General features: G+C 62.8%; 21 protein-coding genes and 1 tRNA gene. 18 read left to right on the forward strand and 4 right to left on the reverse strand.

Annotated elements, in window-relative coordinates; translation table 11 throughout:
- The first annotated feature begins 40 nt into the window (after positions 1–40).
- Positions 41–478: a YqaA family protein gene (locus V6L75_RS04615; RefSeq protein ID WP_334250339.1), complete on the forward strand. Its 438-nt coding sequence runs from the start codon at positions 41–43 to the stop codon at positions 476–478.
- Here V6L75_RS04615 and V6L75_RS04620 read toward each other — a convergent pair.
- Positions 439–1452: a glycosyltransferase family 2 protein gene (locus V6L75_RS04620; protein ID WP_334250340.1), complete on the reverse strand. Its 1014-nt coding sequence runs from the start codon at positions 1450–1452 to the stop codon at positions 439–441. The two genes, V6L75_RS04615 and V6L75_RS04620, sit on opposite strands and share 40 nt — an antisense overlap.
- Positions 1453–1591: 139 nt before the next feature.
- Between V6L75_RS04620 and V6L75_RS04625 the strand changes: the two genes are divergently transcribed.
- A complete protein-coding gene (locus tag V6L75_RS04625) occupies positions 1592–2449 on the forward strand; it encodes a ChbG/HpnK family deacetylase (RefSeq protein WP_334250341.1) in 858 nt (285 codons plus the stop codon).
- A 17-nt stretch (positions 2450–2466) separates the two neighbouring features.
- Here V6L75_RS04625 and V6L75_RS04630 read toward each other — a convergent pair whose 3' ends face one another.
- Positions 2467–3225, reverse strand: a complete 759-nt coding sequence (locus V6L75_RS04630; protein ID WP_334250342.1) for a hypothetical protein — start codon at positions 3223–3225, stop codon at positions 2467–2469.
- A gap of 170 nt (positions 3226–3395) precedes the next feature.
- Between V6L75_RS04630 and V6L75_RS04635 the strand changes: the two genes are divergently transcribed.
- The 6 genes from V6L75_RS04635 (at position 3396) to V6L75_RS04660 (ending at position 10477) form a co-directional block, all read left to right on the forward strand.
- Positions 3396–4337 carry a LysR family transcriptional regulator gene (locus tag V6L75_RS04635; RefSeq protein WP_334250343.1) on the forward strand — a complete coding sequence of 314 codons (942 nt, stop codon included), beginning with the start codon at positions 3396–3398 and terminating at the stop codon, positions 4335–4337.
- Between the two features lie 131 nt (positions 4338–4468).
- A complete protein-coding gene (locus V6L75_RS04640) occupies positions 4469–5461 on the forward strand; it encodes a tripartite tricarboxylate transporter substrate binding protein (protein WP_334250344.1) in 993 nt (330 codons plus the stop codon).
- A 214-nt stretch (positions 5462–5675) separates the two neighbouring features.
- Positions 5676–6179 carry a tripartite tricarboxylate transporter TctB family protein gene (locus V6L75_RS04645; RefSeq protein ID WP_334250345.1) on the forward strand — a complete coding sequence of 168 codons (504 nt, stop codon included), beginning with the start codon at positions 5676–5678 and terminating at the stop codon, positions 6177–6179.
- 13 nt (positions 6180–6192) lie between these two features.
- Entirely contained in the window at positions 6193–7686 is a 1494-nt protein-coding gene (locus V6L75_RS04650; RefSeq protein WP_334250346.1) for a tripartite tricarboxylate transporter permease, read from the forward strand.
- A gap of 6 nt (positions 7687–7692) precedes the next feature.
- A complete protein-coding gene (locus V6L75_RS04655; protein ID WP_334250347.1) occupies positions 7693–8559 on the forward strand; it encodes a shikimate dehydrogenase family protein in 867 nt (288 codons plus the stop codon).
- Between the two features lie 4 nt (positions 8560–8563).
- On the forward strand, positions 8564–10477 hold the full coding sequence (locus tag V6L75_RS04660) for a bifunctional sugar phosphate isomerase/epimerase/4-hydroxyphenylpyruvate dioxygenase family protein (RefSeq protein ID WP_334250348.1): 1914 nt from the start codon (positions 8564–8566) through the stop codon (positions 10475–10477).
- A gap of 3 nt (positions 10478–10480) precedes the next feature.
- Here V6L75_RS04660 and V6L75_RS04665 read toward each other — a convergent pair whose 3' ends face one another.
- Entirely contained in the window at positions 10481–10735 is a 255-nt protein-coding gene (locus V6L75_RS04665; RefSeq protein ID WP_334250349.1) for a type II toxin-antitoxin system ParD family antitoxin, read from the reverse strand.
- A gap of 79 nt (positions 10736–10814) precedes the next feature.
- A tRNA-Thr gene (locus V6L75_RS04670) sits at positions 10815–10889 on the reverse strand.
- 238 nt (positions 10890–11127) lie between these two features.
- Here V6L75_RS04670 and V6L75_RS04675 point away from each other — a divergent pair.
- The 10 genes from V6L75_RS04675 (at position 11128) to V6L75_RS04720 (ending at position 18988) form a co-directional block, all read left to right on the forward strand.
- A complete protein-coding gene (locus tag V6L75_RS04675; protein WP_334250350.1) occupies positions 11128–11331 on the forward strand; it encodes a hypothetical protein in 204 nt (67 codons plus the stop codon).
- A gap of 195 nt (positions 11332–11526) precedes the next feature.
- Entirely contained in the window at positions 11527–12816 is a 1290-nt protein-coding gene (murA, locus tag V6L75_RS04680; protein ID WP_334250351.1) for a UDP-N-acetylglucosamine 1-carboxyvinyltransferase, read from the forward strand.
- Positions 12817–12947: 131 nt separating this feature from the next.
- Entirely contained in the window at positions 12948–13388 is a 441-nt protein-coding gene (locus tag V6L75_RS04685) for a DUF2948 family protein (protein ID WP_334250352.1), read from the forward strand.
- Between the two features lie 98 nt (positions 13389–13486).
- A complete protein-coding gene (gene hisD / locus V6L75_RS04690; RefSeq protein ID WP_334250353.1) occupies positions 13487–14791 on the forward strand; it encodes a histidinol dehydrogenase in 1305 nt (434 codons plus the stop codon).
- Positions 14792–14859: 68 nt separating this feature from the next.
- Positions 14860–15375: a UPF0262 family protein gene (locus V6L75_RS04695; protein ID WP_334250481.1), complete on the forward strand. Its 516-nt coding sequence runs from the start codon at positions 14860–14862 to the stop codon at positions 15373–15375.
- Between the two features lie 5 nt (positions 15376–15380).
- Entirely contained in the window at positions 15381–15833 is a 453-nt protein-coding gene (locus tag V6L75_RS04700; protein ID WP_334250354.1) for an arsenate-mycothiol transferase ArsC, read from the forward strand.
- Between the two features lie 188 nt (positions 15834–16021).
- On the forward strand, positions 16022–16240 hold the full coding sequence (gene infA, locus V6L75_RS04705) for a translation initiation factor IF-1 (RefSeq protein WP_019962913.1): 219 nt from the start codon (positions 16022–16024) through the stop codon (positions 16238–16240).
- A 29-nt stretch (positions 16241–16269) separates the two neighbouring features.
- Positions 16270–16911 carry a Maf family nucleotide pyrophosphatase gene (locus V6L75_RS04710; RefSeq protein ID WP_334250355.1) on the forward strand — a complete coding sequence of 214 codons (642 nt, stop codon included), beginning with the start codon at positions 16270–16272 and terminating at the stop codon, positions 16909–16911.
- 10 nt (positions 16912–16921) lie between these two features.
- Positions 16922–17128, forward strand: coding sequence for a DNA gyrase inhibitor YacG (gene yacG, locus V6L75_RS04715; RefSeq protein WP_334250356.1), 207 nt, complete (start codon positions 16922–16924; stop codon positions 17126–17128).
- 246 nt (positions 17129–17374) lie between these two features.
- Positions 17375–18988 (forward strand): bifunctional metallophosphatase/5'-nucleotidase, encoded by a 1614-nt coding sequence (locus tag V6L75_RS04720; protein ID WP_334250357.1) that lies wholly within the window; start codon positions 17375–17377, stop codon positions 18986–18988.
- Positions 18989–19015 lie beyond the last annotated feature (27 nt).

Below are 19015 nucleotides of genomic sequence, written 5' to 3' on the forward strand. Positions count from 1 at the left end.
GGAAGCTCTGCAGGGCAGGGGGCAAAAGGGACGGCAGCGGATGAGTGGACTTGGCAGTCTTGCCGGACTGTTTCTGGCTGCCTTTCTGGCGGCAACACTGCTGCCTGCCCAGTCCGAAGGCGTGCTGGCGGCGCTGGTGATCGCCGGAGGGTGGCCGCTGTGGCTGCTGGTGGGCGCCGCCACGGCGGGCAATGTGCTGGGCTCGGTGGTCAACTGGCTGCTGGGGCGCGGGATTGCCAGCTTCCGGCACAAGCGCTGGTTCCCGGTCTCTGACAAGGCGCTGGCGCGGGCGGAGGGCTGGTATCACCGCTATGGCCGCTGGAGCCTGCTCTTCGCCTGGCTGCCCGTCATTGGGGATCCGCTGACGGTGATCGCCGGCACATTGCGCGAGCCGCTCTGGCTGTTCCTGCTGCTGGTCACCATCGGCAAGGCCGGGCGTTATGTCCTCGTGGCGCTGGCAGCGTTGGGGCTCAACTGAGGGGCAGAGGGCAGAGTACCTGCATCCGCATGGGCCTGCCCCGGCCGGTAGCTGCCGACGAAATACAGCGGGCGTTGTTTCGTTTCGTTGAAGATGCGGCCCACATATTCGCCAAGAATGCCGAGCGAGATCAGCTGCACACCGCTGAGGAACAACATTCCGACCATGAGCGAAGCATAGCCCGGCACGTCGATGCCATGCAGCAGCACGTCTGTCACAAGGAACATGCCGTAAATGATCGCAATGAAAGAGACCAGGACACCTGCGATGGACGCAAGCCGCAGGGGTACAGTGCTGAAGGCCGTCAAGCCATTGAGGGCAAGGCCGATAAGGCGGCTGAGGCTCCAGCCACTCGCTCCAGCCAGACGTTCAGCCGGTTCGTAAGGAATCTGCTTCTGGCGGAAGCCGACCCAGAAATACAGACCCTTCATGAAGCGTGCCCGCTCGGGCATGGATTTCAGCGCATCCAGCGCCGCCCGGTCCAGCAGGCAGAAATCGCCTGCGCCGCGCGGCAGCTTGATGTCGGAAAGCTGGGCCAGCAGCTTGTAGAAGGATTTGACGCAAAGGCGCTTGATCACACCTTCGAATGGGCGGGCGGCCTGCGTGGCGTGGATGATCTGAAAGCCCTCGTCCCAGGCCGCGGCAAGCTCGATGATCTTTTCCGGAGGATGCTGCAGATCGGCATCCATCAGGATCGCCGCATTTCCGCGCGCATGGTCGATGCCGGCGGTGATGGCGATTTCCTTGCCGAAATTGCGCGATAGGGCAAGGATGCCGATGCGCGGGTCGGCAGCGGCAAGACCTGCAGCCACCTCCAGCGTCCGGTCGCGGCTGCCGTCATCCACCAGGAGGATCTCAAAGCTGCGGCCAAGCCCTTCCAGCACCGGAACAAGACGGGCCATCAAGGGCGTCAGATTTGCAGCTTCATTGAAGCATGGTATCACGACTGAAAGTTCTGGAGCCTTGCCGTTCATCTCTCTCGCATCCCCGTCCAGGGACGGCAGCCCTCGCAGCAGCTGAATAGCGCCGTATTCTTTTCACAGTGTTTCTGTTGGCTGGTTACCTAAAGCAAGAGGAAAGGTTTTTCAAAGGGTGGCGTCTGATAAAAAACAGGTGATTCTGAGCGCTGATGACTATGGGCTGACGCCGGGCATTAGCGAGGGCATCCGCCAGCTGTTGCGCCAGCGGCGTTTGACGGCGACAGCAGCCATGACGGTGAGCCCCTTCTGGGCGGAAGAGGGGCGCCAGCTTCTGGCCGGGGCAGAGCAGATCGATGCAGATACCGGTCTGCATCTGACGCTCACCGATCACATCCCTCTGACGCAGATGCCGAAGCTGGCAGAGAGCGGGCATCTGCCGTCGAACGGGCGGCTGATCATCATGTCCCTGCGCGGCCAGCTGAAGGAAGAGGCCGTCCGGCGGGAACTGGCCGGAGAAATCGCCGCCCAGATTGATGCTTTCGCGGCTGTCATGGGCCGGGTGCCGGATTTCATCGACGGGCACCACCACTGCCACCAGCTGCCGGTCATACGCGACCTTGTGCTTGAGGCGTTTGCGGCACGCATTGCGCCTCAGGGTGGCTATCTGCGCCTGTGTCAGGAGCCGCTGCCGGCCATCGTGAAACGGGGCAGGGCGGTGCCAAGGGCAGCCGTCATCAGCGCGCTGGGTCAGGGCTTTGCCCGCAAGGTGAAGGCGGCGGGGTTCAAGGCCAATGACAGTTTCCGCGGCGTGCGGGATTTCACGGTGCGGGAGAAGACGGGCGATCTGTTCGGCCGGTTTCTGAGCGGCGAGGGGGAACGGCCGCTGATCATGTGCCATCCCGGGCTCGTTGACGGGCATCTCATCGGGCTCGATCCGCTGACGGATCTGCGGGAGGTGGAGCTGGAGTATCTCGCCAGCGATGCCTTCGCCGCGCTTTTGGAAGAAAAGAACATCCAGCTCGTCCGGTTCAGCGGCTTTTCCCTCCGCTGAACCGGAGGGTATGATGATCAGCCGGTGATGGTCAGGCTGATGTCCAGCCGGTCATCCCAGCGGGCTGTCCAAAGACCGGGAGCAGGGGCGTTCTGCACACCGCTCATGGAACCGGTGATGATCCAGTCACCTGCCTTCATGCCACCGAAGCGGTCACCGCCTGCATTGACATAGGCCATCAGCGAGCCTGCCGGATCGATGTCATTGGGTGCGAAGGGCTCCGGGGTGCCGTCCCGCATCAGTACAAGGCGCTTTACCGGGGAGATGATATCGCCGGTGAAGGGAACGGGCGTGCCGAGGACAAGTCCGTCATTGGACAGGCAGTCGGCGATCTTCTCTTCCACTTCCACATCCTTCGCCAGCCACCGCGAGGCGCACAGTTCGAAGGCCAGGGCGTAGTGGGATACAGCCGCAAGGACTTCCTCACGTGTATAGGGTTCGCCGTCGCGGAAGGGCAGATCCTGGCCAAGCTGCAGGGCGATCTCTGTCTCGAGAGCGTTGACGCGGCCAACGCTGGCGGGGCTCGTGAAGATGCGGCTGCCGTGGATCGGAGCCGTCATTGCGCCCTTCGGGCCGGTTTCGGAGGTTTTCCAGTGGCGGACCGGTGCGTCGCCCAGCAGCGCATGGACGCGGCGCTGGATCTCGTAGCCTTCCAGCATGGATTGCGGGCGGGCTTCTTCCGGCAGGCGCTCCAGCGCGCCGCCCTGACGGCGGCATTCGGCAAGCATGGCACTGGCCTGGGTCAGGCGGGCTTCAAGGGCGGCATCAAGTGTCATTGTTCCAGGTGTCTCCAGTTCGGGGCCGTGAGGTTAATCAGGTTCATGCGGGCTTGAGAAGGTCAATTCTGACATGGTGCATCGCCCGATACCTTGGCCATAGTTCCGGAAGGCAGGCCTTTCGCGCCCTCCGAAGCTGTGACAGCATCCCCCCCGGGAGATTCTTCAAGATGAAAGAACTGACACTCCGGCAGGTCGAGGTCATCCGCGCCGTCATGATGGCCGGGACGATTGCGGGCGCTGCCAAACTGCTGAACGTGTCGGCGCCTGGCGTCAGCCGCCTGATCAAGTACACTGAGGATTCGCTCGGCGTGCGCCTGTTCGAACGCAAGGCGGGGCTGTTTGTACCGGTGCCGGAGGCGCAGAAAGTCTTCGACATGGTGCATCAGGTCTACCGCCAGATGGAGAACCTGAACCAGGCGGTGTCCTCGCTGCACAAGGGTGAGGAATTCACCCTGTCGATTGCCTGCGCCCCCTCGATTGCCCAGTTCATTGCAGCGCGCGCCATCCGCAATGTGCGTCAGCGTTTTCCCGATCTCTTCATCGACCTCAACATTCTCAAGATCGAGGAGACCCTCGATTACCTGCTGCTGGAGCGCGGCGAGTTCGTGATCATGAGCTCTGCCATGGACAACCCGGCGGTGGATTGTCAGAAGCTGGTGGAAGGCCGTCTGGTCGCCGTGGTGCCGGAGGGGCACCGGCTGGCGGAGAAGCCGGTCATTTCCGTGCATGACCTGATGGAAGAGCCGATCATCGGCATCGACGAGAGCGATCCGTACGGACGCATCCTGTCCCACCCCTACCGGGATGCCGGGCTGGAGCCGCGTTTTTCCATGCGCGGGCGCTTTGCCCAGACCATCGTCAGCCTCGTCCGGCATGGGCTGGGCGTTTCGGTGATCGATGAGTTCTCGGTAGCGGAAGTCTACATGCCCGGCCTCGTGCGGCGGCCCCTGAAGGAGCCCGCGTCCATCAATGCCTGGGTGCTGACAAAGCAGGGCAGACAGCTCTCCAGTTTTGCCGAATTCACCGTTGAGCGTTTCCGGCAAGAACTGCAAAGAGCACGCGCCCGGGAGGCATGGGATCCGGCGCCCGAAACACCGGAGGCTGGATGAGGCCTCGAATTAACATCATGTTATTGTGACGGCAAAATCGGTATTTGCTGTTATCTCTGACTTCTGGCAATCAATGTTCCGGGCGGCTCAGAAGGAGAATGGGCCGGAACCGTTCAAATGGGAGGATCTTCATGAAGAAGACGCTTATCGGCGCAGCTCTTGCGCTTGGGCTTGCTGTTGTTCCGGCTCTTGCCGAATATCCGGACAAGGAAATTCAGGGCATCATCCAGTGGGGCGCGGGCGGTTCTACTGACACGGTGATGCGCGCTGTCACCCCGCATGCCGAAAAGGCACTTGGCGGCAAGATCGTCATGCAGAATGTCACCGGCGGCGTTGGCGCGCTCGCGCTGAACATGGTCGAGTCCGGTGATGCCGACGGCTACACCATTCTGTTTGGCGCGGAAAACCCGCTGCTCTACAAGGTGATGAAGCTGGGCGAGAAGGATTATTCCGACTTCACCCCGATCAACGTTCTGGCACGTGGCATTCCGATCCTGGTGGCCCGTCCGGACGCGCCGTTCAACACCTATCCGGAGATGATCGCCTACATCAACGCCAATCCGAAGGCGGTGAAGTTTGGCTCCACCGGTCCGGGCGGTCTGCCGTCTGTCGTGACCGCGATGATCAACCAGAAGACTCCGATCGACGTGACCTTCGTTCCCTATGACGGTGACGGCCCGGCCCTGACCGCCCTGCAGGGCGGCGCCATCGACGTGATGCCGGCGGTGCTGGGCGCTGCGGTCGAGAACATCAAGGCCGGCACGATGAAGCCGATTGCCCTGTTCGACGTCGAGCCGACCCCGGCTCTGCCGGACGTGCCGACCATCGTGTCCACCAATCCGGAATTTGCCGAAATGCTGCCCTGGGGCCCGTTCTTCGGCATCTTCGTGAAGAAGGGAACGCCGGATGACGTGGTGGCCAAGTTGGTGGCCGCCTATCAGGAAGGCGCCAAGAATGAGGACTTCCTCAAGCTGATGGATGGCCGCGGCTTCAAGATGATGTCGCTGTCCGGCGCCGAGGCGGAAGACTTCCTCAAGAAGTGGCAGGCCACGACCAGCTGGCTCGTCTGGGAAGCTGGCCTTGCCAAGGCTTCGCCTGAGGAATTCGGCATTCCCAAGCCCTGATCCTCGCCATAAACCAGAAACCGCCGCCTGATCTTCCGGAGCCTGGCCGCCATATGGCGAAGGGGTAATCACCCCACCCTGCGCCCCGGGAAACGCCTCTGAAGCAGCCTGCGTCATGCATTATTTCATGTGACGCAGGCTGCCGAAGAGGGGCGGCGTTTTGCATGGGCAGATGGTAAAACCCTGCCTGTCCGATACGGCTGCTGGAGGTCACATGGAAAACCCGCAACCCCGCCGCTCCTTTGAACTGGTGTTCAGCTTCTTCATGTTCGGTGCCAGTCTGTTCCTGTTCTACACCGCATACGGGATTTCCGGCTTTGAAGCCCTGTCCGCACCAGGCGGCGTGCCGATGATGACGACCGGGCTGATGACCGTGACCTCCGGCATGGTGCTGGTCCAGACCCTGCGCAAGCCGGCGGAAGGCAACCAGTGGGCCCTGCGGGAGATCCTGCCGCTGCCGGTGGTGCTGATGACCGTGCTGATCACGGCCTATGCCTTCCTGCTGAAGCCGCTGGGTTTCATCCCCACGTCCTTCCTGTTTCTTGTTATCGGCATTCGCATCCTGACCAGGCGCAACTGGGGCTGGACGGTGATGGTCTCGGCCTTCAGCATTCTTCTGATCTGGGTGATCTTCCGGCTGATCTTCTCGGTTCTGATGCCTGCCGGCATCGTGCCGGAGGCGGAAATCCTCGCCTTCTTCCGCAAGCTTCTGGCGTGAGGCAGAGACCCTGATGGATATTCTCAACGCTCTTCTCGTGCCGCTGCTGGACATCAAGCTGCTGTCGCTGATCGCAGTGGGCACCATGGCTGGCATCTATATCGGCGCCATTCCCGGACTGTCGGTGACGATGGCCGTCTCCATTCTCATCTCTTTCACATTCTCCTGGGATGTGCTGCCCGCCCTGTCGCTGATGATCGGCATCTTCATGGGCGGGGTTTATGGCGGCTCGCGCACGGCCATTCTCCTGAACATCCCCGGTGCGCCGTCGGCCATCGCTACGGCGCTGGACGGCTACCCCATGGCCAAGCGGGGCGAAGCGGGTGAGGCCATTGGCATCACCACCGTCATGTCCTTCTTCGGCGGCCTGATGGGCATTCTGGTTCTGGCCCTTGCTGCACCTGCCGTGTCCGATTTCGCCATCCGCTTCCAGCCGCGTGACTTCATGCTGCTGGCCATTCTCGGTCTGCTGCTGGTTGGCTCTCTGTCGGGTGAAAGCCTGGTCAAGGGTGTGTTTGCCGGTGCCTTCGGCCTGATGATCGGCTCTGTCGGGCTTGATCCGCTGACCATGGACCAGCGCTTCACCTTCGGCTCCCCGTCGCTGATGGGCGGCATCTCCTTCATTGCCGTGATGATCGGCATGTTCGGCGTGTCCGAAGCCCTGATGCAGCTGCACACGCTCAATTCCGAAGCGGTGAAGCAGAAGATCAGCCGCATCGTTCCGCGCTTCAGCACCATTCGCAAGCATCTGCCGCTGTCGCTGCAGACCTCGGCCATAGGTGTTGTCGTCGGTGCGCTGCCCGGCACGGGCGGGGATATTGCCGCGCTGATGGCCTATGATCATGCCAAGCGCGTGACCAAGAACCCGGAAGTGCCCTTCGGCAAGGGCGCCATCGAGGGGCTTGTCGCGCCCGAGACCGCGAATAACGCGGCTGTCGGAGGTGCCTTCATTCCGATGATGACGCTTGGCATCCCCGGTGACGCGGTGACCGCGATCATGATCGGTGCGCTGTTCATCCACGGCCTCAATCCGGGTCCGCTGCTGATGGTGCAGCAGCCGGACATGTTCTGGTTCATCGTCAGCGCGTTGATGATTGCCAACTGCTTCATGCTGCTCTTCGGCCTCACCGGCATCCGCCTCTTCGTCAAGGTGGTGGAACTGCCGCGCGGGCTGCTGATCCCGCTGATCCTGCTCCTGTCCATCGTCGGTGCCTATGCGGTGAACAACCGGCTGGGGGATGTCTACTGGATGCTGGGCTTCGGTGTGCTGGGCTATTTCATGCGCCTTTACGGCTATTCCCTCGGCCCCGTCATTCTCGGCGTCATCCTGTCGCGCCTGCTGGATGACAATTGGCGCCGGGCCATCATCTCGGAGCAGGAAAGCCTGCCCATGCTGTTCAAGGGCATTCTCACCAGCCCGCTTTCGGCCACGCTTCTGGCCGGTGTGGTGTTGATCCTTCTGTCCAAGACGCCGCTCTGGCGCCGCATTTTCCGCAAGCGAGCCTGACACGCCATGTCCGCATTCTCTCCCGCTGCCGTGCCGCAGACCGGCACCATCCGCCTCGGCCTCATCGGCGACAACATAGCCGCCTCATCCTCTCCCCGCCTGCATGTGCTGGCGGGGCTGCAGAACGGGCGCACGGTGACCTATGACCGGCTGGTGCCCCGGGAGATGGGCATGGAGTTTGACGCCCTGTTTGCCCATGTGGCGGAAGATGGCTACCGGGGCGTCAACGTCACCTATCCCTACAAGGAGCGGGCGGCGGCCAAGGTTCAGGTCGATGATCCGCTGGTGCGGGCCATCGGGGCTGTCAATACGGTGATCTTCGAGGACGGCAAGGCACGGGGCTTCAATACCGACTATTCCGGCTTCATCGCTGCCTACCGTGCGGTGCGCGGCGATGTTGCGCCGGGTCCCGTTCTGATGATCGGGGCAGGGGGCGTCGGCAAGGCGGTGGCCTTCGGCCTCATCGCCCTGGGTCTTGCCGAAATCCGCATTGCTGACCGGGATGTGGCCAAGGCCGATGCGCTTGCCGAAGCGCTGAAGGCGGTGCGGCCGGAACTCGTCACCCGTACCGGACCGGAGGCAGCAGAACTTGCCGCTGGCGCCAGCGGCCTCATCAACTGCACGCCCGTCGGTATGGTCGGCTACGGCGGCACGCCGCTGGAGCGGATGCACATGGCAGGCGCTGCCTGGGTGTTTGATGCTGTCTATACGCCCGTCGATACGCCTTTCCTCAAGGATGCGGAAGCCGAAGGCCTGACCATCATCTCGGGCTACGAGCTTTTCTTCGGGCAGGGCGTTGATGCCTGGGCCATCTTCACAGGACTGCCGCTCGATCATGGCCGCCTGCGCCAGGATCTCCTCAAGCCGGAGTGAACCGATGCTGAATTCGATCGCCACCGTTTCCATCTCGGGCAATCTGCCGGTCAAGCTGGAGGCCATCGCCAAGGCAGGCTTTCAGGGGATCGAGATCTTTGAGCAGGATTTCATCGCCTCGGACCTTAGCCCCGCCGATGTGGGCCGCATGGTGCGCGATCACGGGCTGACCATCACCCTGTTCCAGCCTTTCCGGGATTTCGAGGGCCTGCCGGAACCATACCGCGCCCGCGCCTTTGCCCGTGCGGCGCGCAAGTTCGACCTTATGAACCAGCTGGGCACGGACCTGATGCTGGTCTGCTCCTCCGTTCATCCGGCGGCCATGGGCGGCATCGACCGGATGGCGCAGGATTTCTATGAGCTGGGCGAGCTTGCCGCCCGTTTCGGTGTGCGTGCGGGTTTCGAGGCACTGGCCTGGGGGCGTCATATCAATGACCACCGCGACGCCTGGGAAGTGGTGCGCCGTGCGGACCATCCGCGCATCGGCCTGATCCTCGACAGTTTCCACACGCTCGGGCGTGGCATTTCGCCCGATTCCATCCGCGCCATTCCCGGCGACCGCATCTTCTTCGTGCAGCTGGCCGATGCCCCGGCCATTCCCATGGACCTGCTCTACTGGTCGCGCCACTTCCGCAACATGCCGGGCGAGGGGGATCTGGATGTGACCGGCTTCATGCGGGCGGTGCTCTCCACCGGCTATTCAGGGCCGCTGTCGCTTGAGATCTTCAACGACCAGTTCCGCGCCGGCCTGCCGCGCCTTGTCGCGCTGGATGGCCACCGCAGCCTCATCGACCTGCAGGACCGTGTGCGCCGGGCCGAACCGGCGCTGACCGTGGACCTGCCGCACTTCCCCGCCCCAGCGCCGGTGCAGGGTGTGGAGTTCCTCGAAATCGCAACGTCGGAAGCCGAACAACCGGCCATCGCCGCCTTCCTGGCCGCCGCAGGTTTTGCTCCCGTTGCGCGGCACGTCTCCAAGCCGGTGACGCGCTGGAGCCAGGGGGCGGTGAACATCCTCGTCAACACGGCCGTCACCGGCTTTGCCCATACGGCCTATGTCACTCACGGCACCACAGTGTCCGAAGTCGCGCTGAAGGTGCCCGATGCCGCCGCTGCCGCAGAACGGGCGCAGGCGCTGCTGATCCCGGCCCATCAGAGCCATATCTCTGAAGGGGAGCTGGCCATCCCCGCCGTGCGCGGCCATGGCGGCAGCCTGCTGCGCTTTGTCGATGGCGGGGAGATGCTGGGCCGCCTGTGGGATGTGGACTTCCGCCCGCTGCCTGACGCCGGCAAGGCTGGTGCTGGCAAGGCGGATGCCGCCGCAGGCGCCGGGCTGACGCGCATCGACCACATCGCCCAGACCATGGCGCATGACGAAATGCTCAGCTGGTCGCTGTTCTACCACGCCCTGTTCGACGCCCGCCGCTCCCCCATGGTGGATGTGGCCGATCCGGACGGACTGGTGAAGTCGCAGGCGGTGGAAACCGGCGCGCTGCGCATCACGCTCAACGGCTCGGAAGCCCGCCACACGCTGGCAGGGCGCTTTGTGAAGGAAAGCTTCGGCTCCTCCGTCCAGCATATCGCCTTTGCGACAGATGACATCTTCGCCACTGCCGCATCGCTCAGTGCCCGCGGCTTCCCCATCCTGCAGATCGGCGCCAACTATTACGCCGACGTCGAAGCCCGCTTCGGTCTCGATCCGGCACTGGTCGCCCGCATGAAGGCGGCTAACGTGCTCTATGACGAGGATGCAGGCGGCAGCTTCTTCCAGCTTTATTCGCAGACCCGTCCGGAAGGGCTGTTCTTCGAATTCGTCCAGCGCGGCGGCAACTACGCCGGCTACGGCGCCCCCAACGCCCCCTTCCGCATCTCCGCCCAGAAACGCGCCTTGAGGCCCGCAGGGATGCCGCAGGCGGAGTGAGAGTTATGGGTGCTGGATCTCCTGCGCAATCTCCGCCGCTGTCTTCGACGTTATGCGGGCTGCACGCATGTCGTCGAGGCCAACGGAAATTTCCCGGCTGAGAAGGGCGAGGCGCTCCTGTTCGGCGGCCTTTTCATGCTGGAGCAAGCGCAGGGCATCGCGGATGACTTCGCTGGAGGTGGCATATTCGCCTTGTGCGACTTCGTCTTCCACGAAGCGCAGCATATCAGCTGGCAAGCTCACGTTCATCGTTGCCATGCGGCTTTTCTCCGGTTTCGCGGCTACTATAGCGCGACCAGCAAGTTTTGCCAAAGCTCTGCGATTTAAAGGTGAAAAATGGTGCTGCAAGAGAGGATTGAACTCTCGACCTCTCCCTTACCAAGGGAGTGCTCTACCACTGAGCTACTGCAGCATCTCCGGGCGGACCCGATGGCCTTTTGTCCGGTGATCCGGAAGGCCGTTCGTGACCGGCGCACTGTGGCGCCGCGAACGGGTCGGCTTGTGCCATAGAAGGCAGAACATGGCAAGCGCTTATCGTGCTGATTTTTCCGCATGCCTGTGGACAGTTTGCCGGGAAGGGAAGGGGGATGCCTTCCGGTGACGGAAAGCATAAGCTATTCCTTGGAAAATTCGAAACAGCAGGGATGGCGATGACCAGGCAGAACAAGCCGGAAGGGCCTAAGCCCGGCTCCCGCGAGGCGCGCCTTGCCGAGGCGCTGCGGCAGAATCTGAAGCGGCGCAAGGCGGCAGACCGCCAGCGCCGTGAGACGGCAACTGTGCCGCTTGAGGCTGAGGATGGTGCGGATGCGCCTGCCGGGCAGGGCGGGGATGTGGACGCGGTGCCGCAGGTGTGACGGCATGAGCTGAGTGTGTGCGGGAGTGGCGGGAAGCTGCAGGCCCCGCATGCTGCCGCAAAGCGGCTGCAATGCAGGTACAATGCAGGCAGGGCGGTGTGCGACGCTGCCTTGCCTCAGCCTTTATCCCGGTGTAGAGCCGGGCCAGTTTTCTATTTGCCGGCAGGCCTGAGACCTGCCCAATCAGGTGGTTCAATGGACAGCATCAAGATCATCGGCGGCGCGCAGCTCAATGGCGTCATCCCGATTTCCGGCGCCAAGAACGCGGCCCTGCCGCTGATGATTGCCTCGCTCCTGACAGACGAGACGCTGACGCTCGAAAATGTGCCACGCCTGCGCGATGTGGCGCAGCTGACGCATATCCTGTCGAACCACGGCGTGGACTATTCGGTCGATGGCAAGCGCACCGGCGTAGACGAGCTGCGCGGCCAGACGCTGCATCTGACGGCCCGCGCCATTGTGGACACGACTGCGCCTTACGAGCTTGTGTCGAAGATGCGCGCAAGCTTCTGGGTCGTTGGCCCGCTGGTGGCGCGCATGGGCGTTGCCCGTGTGTCGCTGCCGGGCGGCTGCGCCATCGGCACCCGGCCGGTGGATTTCTTCATCGATGGCCTGAAGCAGCTGGGCGCCGAGATAGAGATTGAAGCGGGCTATGTGGTGGTCAATGCGCGCAAGGGGCTGACCGGCGCGCATATCACCTTCCCGCGCGTCTCTGTGGGTGCCACCCACACGCTGATGATGGCGGCGACGCTGGCCAAGGGCGAGACCATTCTGGAGAACGCCGCGCGCGAGCCGGAAGTGGAAGACCTTGCCAACTGCCTGAAGGGCATGGGCGCCAAGATCGAAGGCGCGGGCACGTCCACCATCCGCATCGAGGGCGTGCCGCGCCTCAAGGGTCACCGCCATGCGGTGATCGCTGACCGCATCGAGACCGGCACCTATGCCATGGCCGTTGCCATGACCGGCGGCGATGTGGTGCTGCAGGGCGCGAGGGCTGAGCTTCTGGACGAGGCGCTGAACGTGCTGCGCCAGACCGGGGCTGACATCACGCAGATGGAAGACGGCCTGCGCATCTACCGCAATGGCAACGGCATTGCACCGGTTGATGTCACCACCGAGCCGTTCCCTGGCTTCCCGACGGACCTTCAGGCCCAGTTCATGGCGCTGATGACCCGGGCGGGCGGCCAGAGCCGCATAACTGAAACCATCTTCGAAAACCGCTTCATGCATGTGCAGGAGCTGGCCCGCCTGGGTGCCCGCATCCGCATTGACGGCAAGACGGCCATCGTGGACGGCGTGGACAGCCTGCGCGGCGCCCCGGTGATGGCAACGGACCTGCGCGCTTCCGTGTCGCTGGTGATTGCCGGTCTCGTGGCCGAAGGCGAGACAAATGTGAGCCGCGTCTATCACCTTGACCGTGGCTTCGAGCGGCTGGAAGAAAAGCTTGGCCGCTGCGGCGCCATGATCGAGCGTATCTCGGCGTAATTGCTGCGTGCGGCAGGCGTGGTGCACGGCCTGCCGCATTGTCAAACGGCCCCGGACACGCTAGGCAACGAATTGGAATGGCGGGAACTCTCCCGCCCTTTGCAACAAGCCTTCCGGAGACAGAGCCGCCCATGGACCTGCTGAAACTTGCCGCCCTCGATGAGGAAGATCTGGCCGTGGTTTCCGCTCATGTGCAGGACGCGGTGCTGAGCGTTGGTGACATCCGCTACCTGCCGAAGGAGCGCAAGGTGATTGTCGCCATGAACCGCTTCGTCTGGGACAAGGCGGAAGACCGGCGCGCGCGCGCGCATGAAAGGCGCCGTTCGGCGCTGGCTTTTGCCCGGGTGACGGCAATGCGCGCTGCCCATATCCGGCAGGAGGCGAAGGGCGCAATCCTGTCGCTGCTGGCCATCCGCTTCGAACAGGGGGCGGAAGCCCCTTCCGGCACGGTGCGGCTGGAATTTGCCGGCGGCGGCACGCTGGCACTGGATGTGGAATGCATCGAGGCGCAGCTGACCGATCTTGGCGCCGCCTGGGCCACGCCCAATAAACCGCACCATCAACTCGACTGAGACTTTCCGGCTGGCAGTCACAGATTTGCCAGCGACAAGCGGCGCGGAACCTTGCAAGGTGAGCCGGCGCCGCGAAAAGGCCTTGCAAGGAGACAGACGTGGCAATCCGGCTTTCCACCGCAGATGCAGATTTCGAGACCCGCTTCAAGGACCTGCTGTCCGGCAAGCGCGAGGTGTCCGAGGATGTGGATCAGGTCGTCCGCACCATTCTGGACGATGTGCGCACACGCGGCGATGCAGCCGTGGTGGAGTATACGAACCGCTTCGACCGGGTGAGCGTCTCTTCCATCGCAGAGCTCAGGGTGACGGCTGAAGAGATCGAGGCCGCAACTGCGGCGGTCGAGCCGGCAACGCTTGACGCGCTGAAGCTGGCACGTGACCGTATTCACTCGCACCACGCCCGCCAGATGCCGAAGGATGACCGCTATACGGATGCGCTCGGCGTCGAGCTTGGCTCGCGCTGGACGGCGGTGGAGGCAGTCGGCCTCTATGTGCCCGGCGGCCTTGCCAGCTATCCCAGCTCCGTTCTCATGAATGCGGTGCCCGCGCTTGTCGCCGGGGTGGAGCGCATCGCCATGGTGGTGCCCGCGCCGGACGGTGTGCTGAATCCTCTGGTGCTGGCGGCAGCCAAGGTGGCCGGGATCACGGAAATCTACCGCATTGGCGGTGCGCAGGCTGTGGCCGCTCTTGCCTATGGTACGGAAAGCATCGCGCCGGTGAGCAAGATCGTCGGCCCCGGCAATGCCTTTGTGGCCGCAGCCAAGCGCCGGGTTTTCGGCACGGTGGGCATCGACATGATCGCAGGCCCTTCCGAAGTGCTGGTGGTGGCCGATGCGGACAACAATCCCGACTGGCTGGCAGCAGACCTGCTGGCGCAGGCCGAGCATGATCCGGTGGCCCAGTCGATCCTGATCACTGATGACGCAGCACTGGCCGCTGCCGTGGAAGCGGCAGTGGAGCGCCAGTTGAAGACGCTGCCGCGTGCGGAAGTCGCCTCGGCCAGCTGGCGCGATTTCGGTGCCGTCGTCATGGTGAAGGATCTGGACGAAGCCATTCCGCTGATCAACCGGCTGGCGCCGGAGCATCTGGAGCTGGCGGTGGAAGATCCTGAGGCGCTGCTGGGCCGCGTGCGCAATGCGGGCGCCGTATTCCTGGGCCGCCACACGCCGGAAGCCATTGGCGATTATGTGGGCGGTTCCAACCATGTTCTGCCGACCGCCCGTTCGGCGCGTTTCTCGTCCGGCCTGTCTGTGCTTGACTTTGTCAAGCGGACGTCGATCCTTAAGTGTGATGCGCAGAGCCTTCGGGCTCTCGGGCCTGCGGCAATCGCCCTGGGCGAGGCAGAAGGCCTCAGCGCGCATGCAAGGTCCGTTTCCATCCGGCTCAACCTCGGAGCCGCATAGGCAGGCGGCTGGGAGGAGGGCAGCATATTGAGGGCTCTGACGGGGAAGGTGCGAGCCGTATGACCTTGATGGAAAGCAGTGCGTCCTCCGGCGCTGGAGAGGGTTCGGGCGAAGACGTCTCCGGCCGCCTTATCGATGTCATTCTCGATGAGGCGTCCATTGCCCGTGCAGGCCCGGATGTCGAACACGACCGGGCCGTCGCCATCTATGATCTGATCGAGGAAAACAGCTTCTGCCCTTGTGGAGTGAGTGGCGGCCGTTTTGTGCTGCGCCTGTCTGTCGTGGAAAAGAAGCTGGTGTTCCAGATCAGCAGCGAGGCAGGGGAGGAGCTCACCACTCACGTCCTGTCGCTGACGCCGCTGCGCCGGGTGGTGAAGGACTACGATCTCATTTGCGAGAGCTATTATCAGGCAATCCGCCATGCGACACCCAGCCAGATCGAGGCGATCGACATGGGCCGGCGCGGTGTGCACAATGAGGGGGCAATGGTTCTGAAAGAGCGTCTGGAGGGTAAGGTGGATATTGATCAGCCCACCGCCCGCCGCCTCTTCACCCTTGTCTATGCCTTGCACTGGAAAGGCTGAGTATCATGACCGGGCCGGGCTCCCGTCCGACTGCGGTCCTGTTTGCCTGCAGCATGAACGCTGTGCGTTCTCCCATGGCTGCAACGATTGCCCGCAGCCTGTTTCCGGGGCAGGTCTATGTGCGTTCGGCAGGCGCGCGCAAGGGTGAGCGCGATCCTTTTGTGGATGCGGTGATGGCCGAAATCGGCATGGATGCCAGCACCCATCAGCCCAAGACGCTGGAGGATCTGGATGAGTCCGGCTTCGATCTTGTGATCACCCTGTCCCCTGAGGCCCACCACAAGGTTCTTGATCTCACCCGTGCCGATGCGGTGGACGTGGAATACTGGCCGACCATGGATCCAACCATCGTTTCCGGCAGCCGAGACCAGATTCTGGATGCTTACCGGGCGGTGCGTGATCAGTTGATGATGAAAATCAAGAAACGGCTGGGCTGGACGCCGCCACCCAGCGGGTGATACAGAGAAGCGAATGAGTTGGGAAACTGCTGCGAAGCGGCCCTTTTCCGCCCTCACGCCTGAACCGGCAAGTCCGCATGACGGCCCGCCCGATGGAAAATCACCGGCGCGGAGATTGCCCTGTTCACTTTTTTGCTTTGATCCTATAGGTTCCGCGCACCTCAGGATCGGTTTAACCGGGATACCATATGGCTAAGGAAGAAGTTCTGGAGTTTCCGGGCGTCGTCACGGAACTGCTGCCCAACGCGACGTTCCGCGTGCGTCTTGAAAATGACCATGAAATCATCGCTCACACTGCAGGGCGCATGCGCAAGAACCGCATCCGTGTTCTGGCAGGCGACCGGGTTCTCGTCGAGATGACCCCGTATGACCTGACCAAGGGCCGCATCACCTACCGCTTCAAGTAAGCCGCAGTCCGGCCGGGAGCGTGACACCCATGAGCGATACTGCAAACGTTCCCTTCGTTCTGGCCTCCGCCTCGCCGCGCCGTCTGGCTCTGCTGCAGCAGGCTGGAATCGAACCGCAGCATCTCATTCCGGCAGATCTGGACGAAACGCCTCTGCGCGGCGAAACACCGCGTGCGCTCGCCGTGCGCCTGGCGAAGGCCAAGGCCCGCCACGTGCGCGAGCAGCTGGTGGAAGATGCCGTTCTGTCTAAAGCCGTCATACTTGCGGCTGACACAGTGGTTTGCGCCGGGCGGCGTATACTGCCAAAGGCAGAGACGGTGGAACAGGCAGAGGCCTGCCTAGGTCTTCTCTCCGGCCGTGGCCACCGGGTGCTGACCGGCCTTGCGGTGATTTCGCCATCTGGTTCCGTGCGGACGAAGATCGTGGAGACCCGCGTGCGCTTCAAGAAGCTGTCGCGCCGGGAGGGTGATGATTACCTGGCCTCGGGCGAATGGCGCGGCAAGGCGGGTGGCTACGCCATTCAGGGCCTTGCGGGCACCTTTGTGGTCAAGCTGACCGGCTCCTATCCCAATGTGGTGGGGCTGCCGCTCTATGAAACAGTCAACATGCTGGCCTCGGCAGGGCTTGACGTCCGCGCCCTGTGGCGCGACCCGCTGAAGCTGCCTGCATGAGGATGCTCCAATGACCGCAGCATCCGGCGATGCAGGGGAACAAGGCCGCCGCATGCGGCCATGCCCCATCTGCTCCAAACTCTCCACCCAGGCCGACTATCCCTTCTGCAGCGACCGCTGCGCCAAGATAGATCTGCATCGCTGGATGGTGGAAGGCTACAGCATCCCGGCCGTTGAGACCGATGACGATGAGACTGAAGACGGTGAGACCCGCTGATTTCTGCCGTCGCGGTCTGCTTCGTGAAACCCTGGCTCAGCTTGCTGAAAAAATCAGCTTGTCCTGAAAAATTTTCCGCTGTCATAATCAGGCCTGCCTGTCACAAACGCTGTCACACTTCAGCGTAGGGCGGGAGGCTGGCCTGTCATGTTGCACGCTGCTGCGAAAAAACTGTCGCAGAGCTGTGCTAGTGCGGCTGTGTAGAAAAGCGGAGGCCTGAACCGGCCTCCATCAGGCGAGGCGAACATGAAAAAGATGCTTCTTGGCGCAACCGCGCTTTTTGCCATTGCGGCAATGGGCGGCGTGGCGCTGGCCGATTATTCGGTGACCATCCTTCACACCAACGACCTGCATAGCCGTATCGAGCAAATCAACAAGTTTGATTCGACCTGCAGCGCCGACGAAGATGCCAAGGGCGCGTGCTTTGGCGGTGTGGCTCGCATCAAGACCAAGGTCGGCGAGCGCCGCGAGGCGCTGACCGGCGCCGGCAAGAACGTGATCGTGCTGGATGCCGGTGACCAGTTCCAAGGCTCCCTCTTCTACACCACATACAAGGGCAAGGCGGCCGCCGAGTTCATGAACATGATCGGCTATGATGTGATGGCCGTCGGCAACCATGAGTTCGATGACGGCCCTCAGGGCCTCGCCGACTTCCTTACCGAAGTCAAGTTCCCGGTCATTTCCGGTAACACCGATGTTTCCAACGAGCCGCTGCTGAAGGACAAGGTTCCTGGATCCGTGGTCCTGGAAGTGGGCGGACAGAAGATCGGCATCGTTTCCGTGCTGGCCGAGGACACCAAGGAAACGGCTTCCCCTGGTCCTGGTGTCACGTTCGTGAAGGCCGAGGATTACCTCAAGGGTGCTGTCAGTGAACTGGAGGCACAGGGCGTCAACAAGATCATCGCTCTGACCCACGTAGGCTATGAGCGCGACAAGGCGATCGCCGGCGCCGTGTCAGGCATTGACGCCATTGTCGGCGGTCATTCTCATACGCTGCTGGCCAACAATAACGACAAGGCGTCCGGTCCTTACCCGACCGTTGTGGCCAACCCGGATGGCAAGGACGTGCCGGTTGTCACGGCCTATGCCTACAGCAAGTATCTGGGTGAGATCGAGCTGACCTTCAACGATAATGGTGATCTGATCTCTGCAAAGGGCGACCCGATCCTGCTGGATGCGTCTGTCACCCCGGACGAGACCGTCGCTGCCCGCGTTGCTGAACTGGCGAAGCCGCTCGAAGAGCTGAAGGCAAAGGTCATCGGTTCCAGCACCGCAGCGATTGATGGCTCGCGCGACACCTGCCGTGTGTCCGAATGCCAGATGGGTAATCTCGTCGCCGAAGCCATGCTTGACCGCGTGAAGGAGCAGGGCGTCGAGATCGTCATCCAGAACGGCGGCGGCCTGCGTGCCTCCATCGATCCGGGCGAGATCACCATGGGCGAGGTTCTGACGGTTCTGCCGTTCCAGAACTCCCTGGCGACCTTCCAGCTCAAGGGCTCCGACGTGGTGGCTGCGCTTGAGAATGGAGTGTCCAAGGTGGAAGAAGGCGCTGGCCGTTTCCCGCAGGTCGCAGGGCTCCGTTACGAGTGGTCCAAGTCCAAGCCGGCTGGCGAGCGTATCCTCAAGGTTGAGGTGAAGAGCGGCGACAGCTGGGCTCCGATCGAGCCCGGGAAGGTGTATGGCGTTGCCACCAACAACTACATGCGCGGCGGCGGTGATGGCTATGCGGTCTTCGCCAAGGCTGGCATGAATGCCTATGACTTCGGTCCGGGCCTTGAAGAAGTGCTGGCGGAATACATTGCGAAGAACGGTGGTGCCTATACCCCGTTCACGGACGGCCGCATCACGGAAGTGCAGTGAAGGCCGGAATCTCCGGGCATATCCCGC

The sequence above is a fragment of the Pannonibacter anstelovis genome, assembly GCF_036881715.1.
Lineage (GTDB): Bacteria > Pseudomonadota > Alphaproteobacteria > Rhizobiales > Stappiaceae > Pannonibacter > Pannonibacter anstelovis.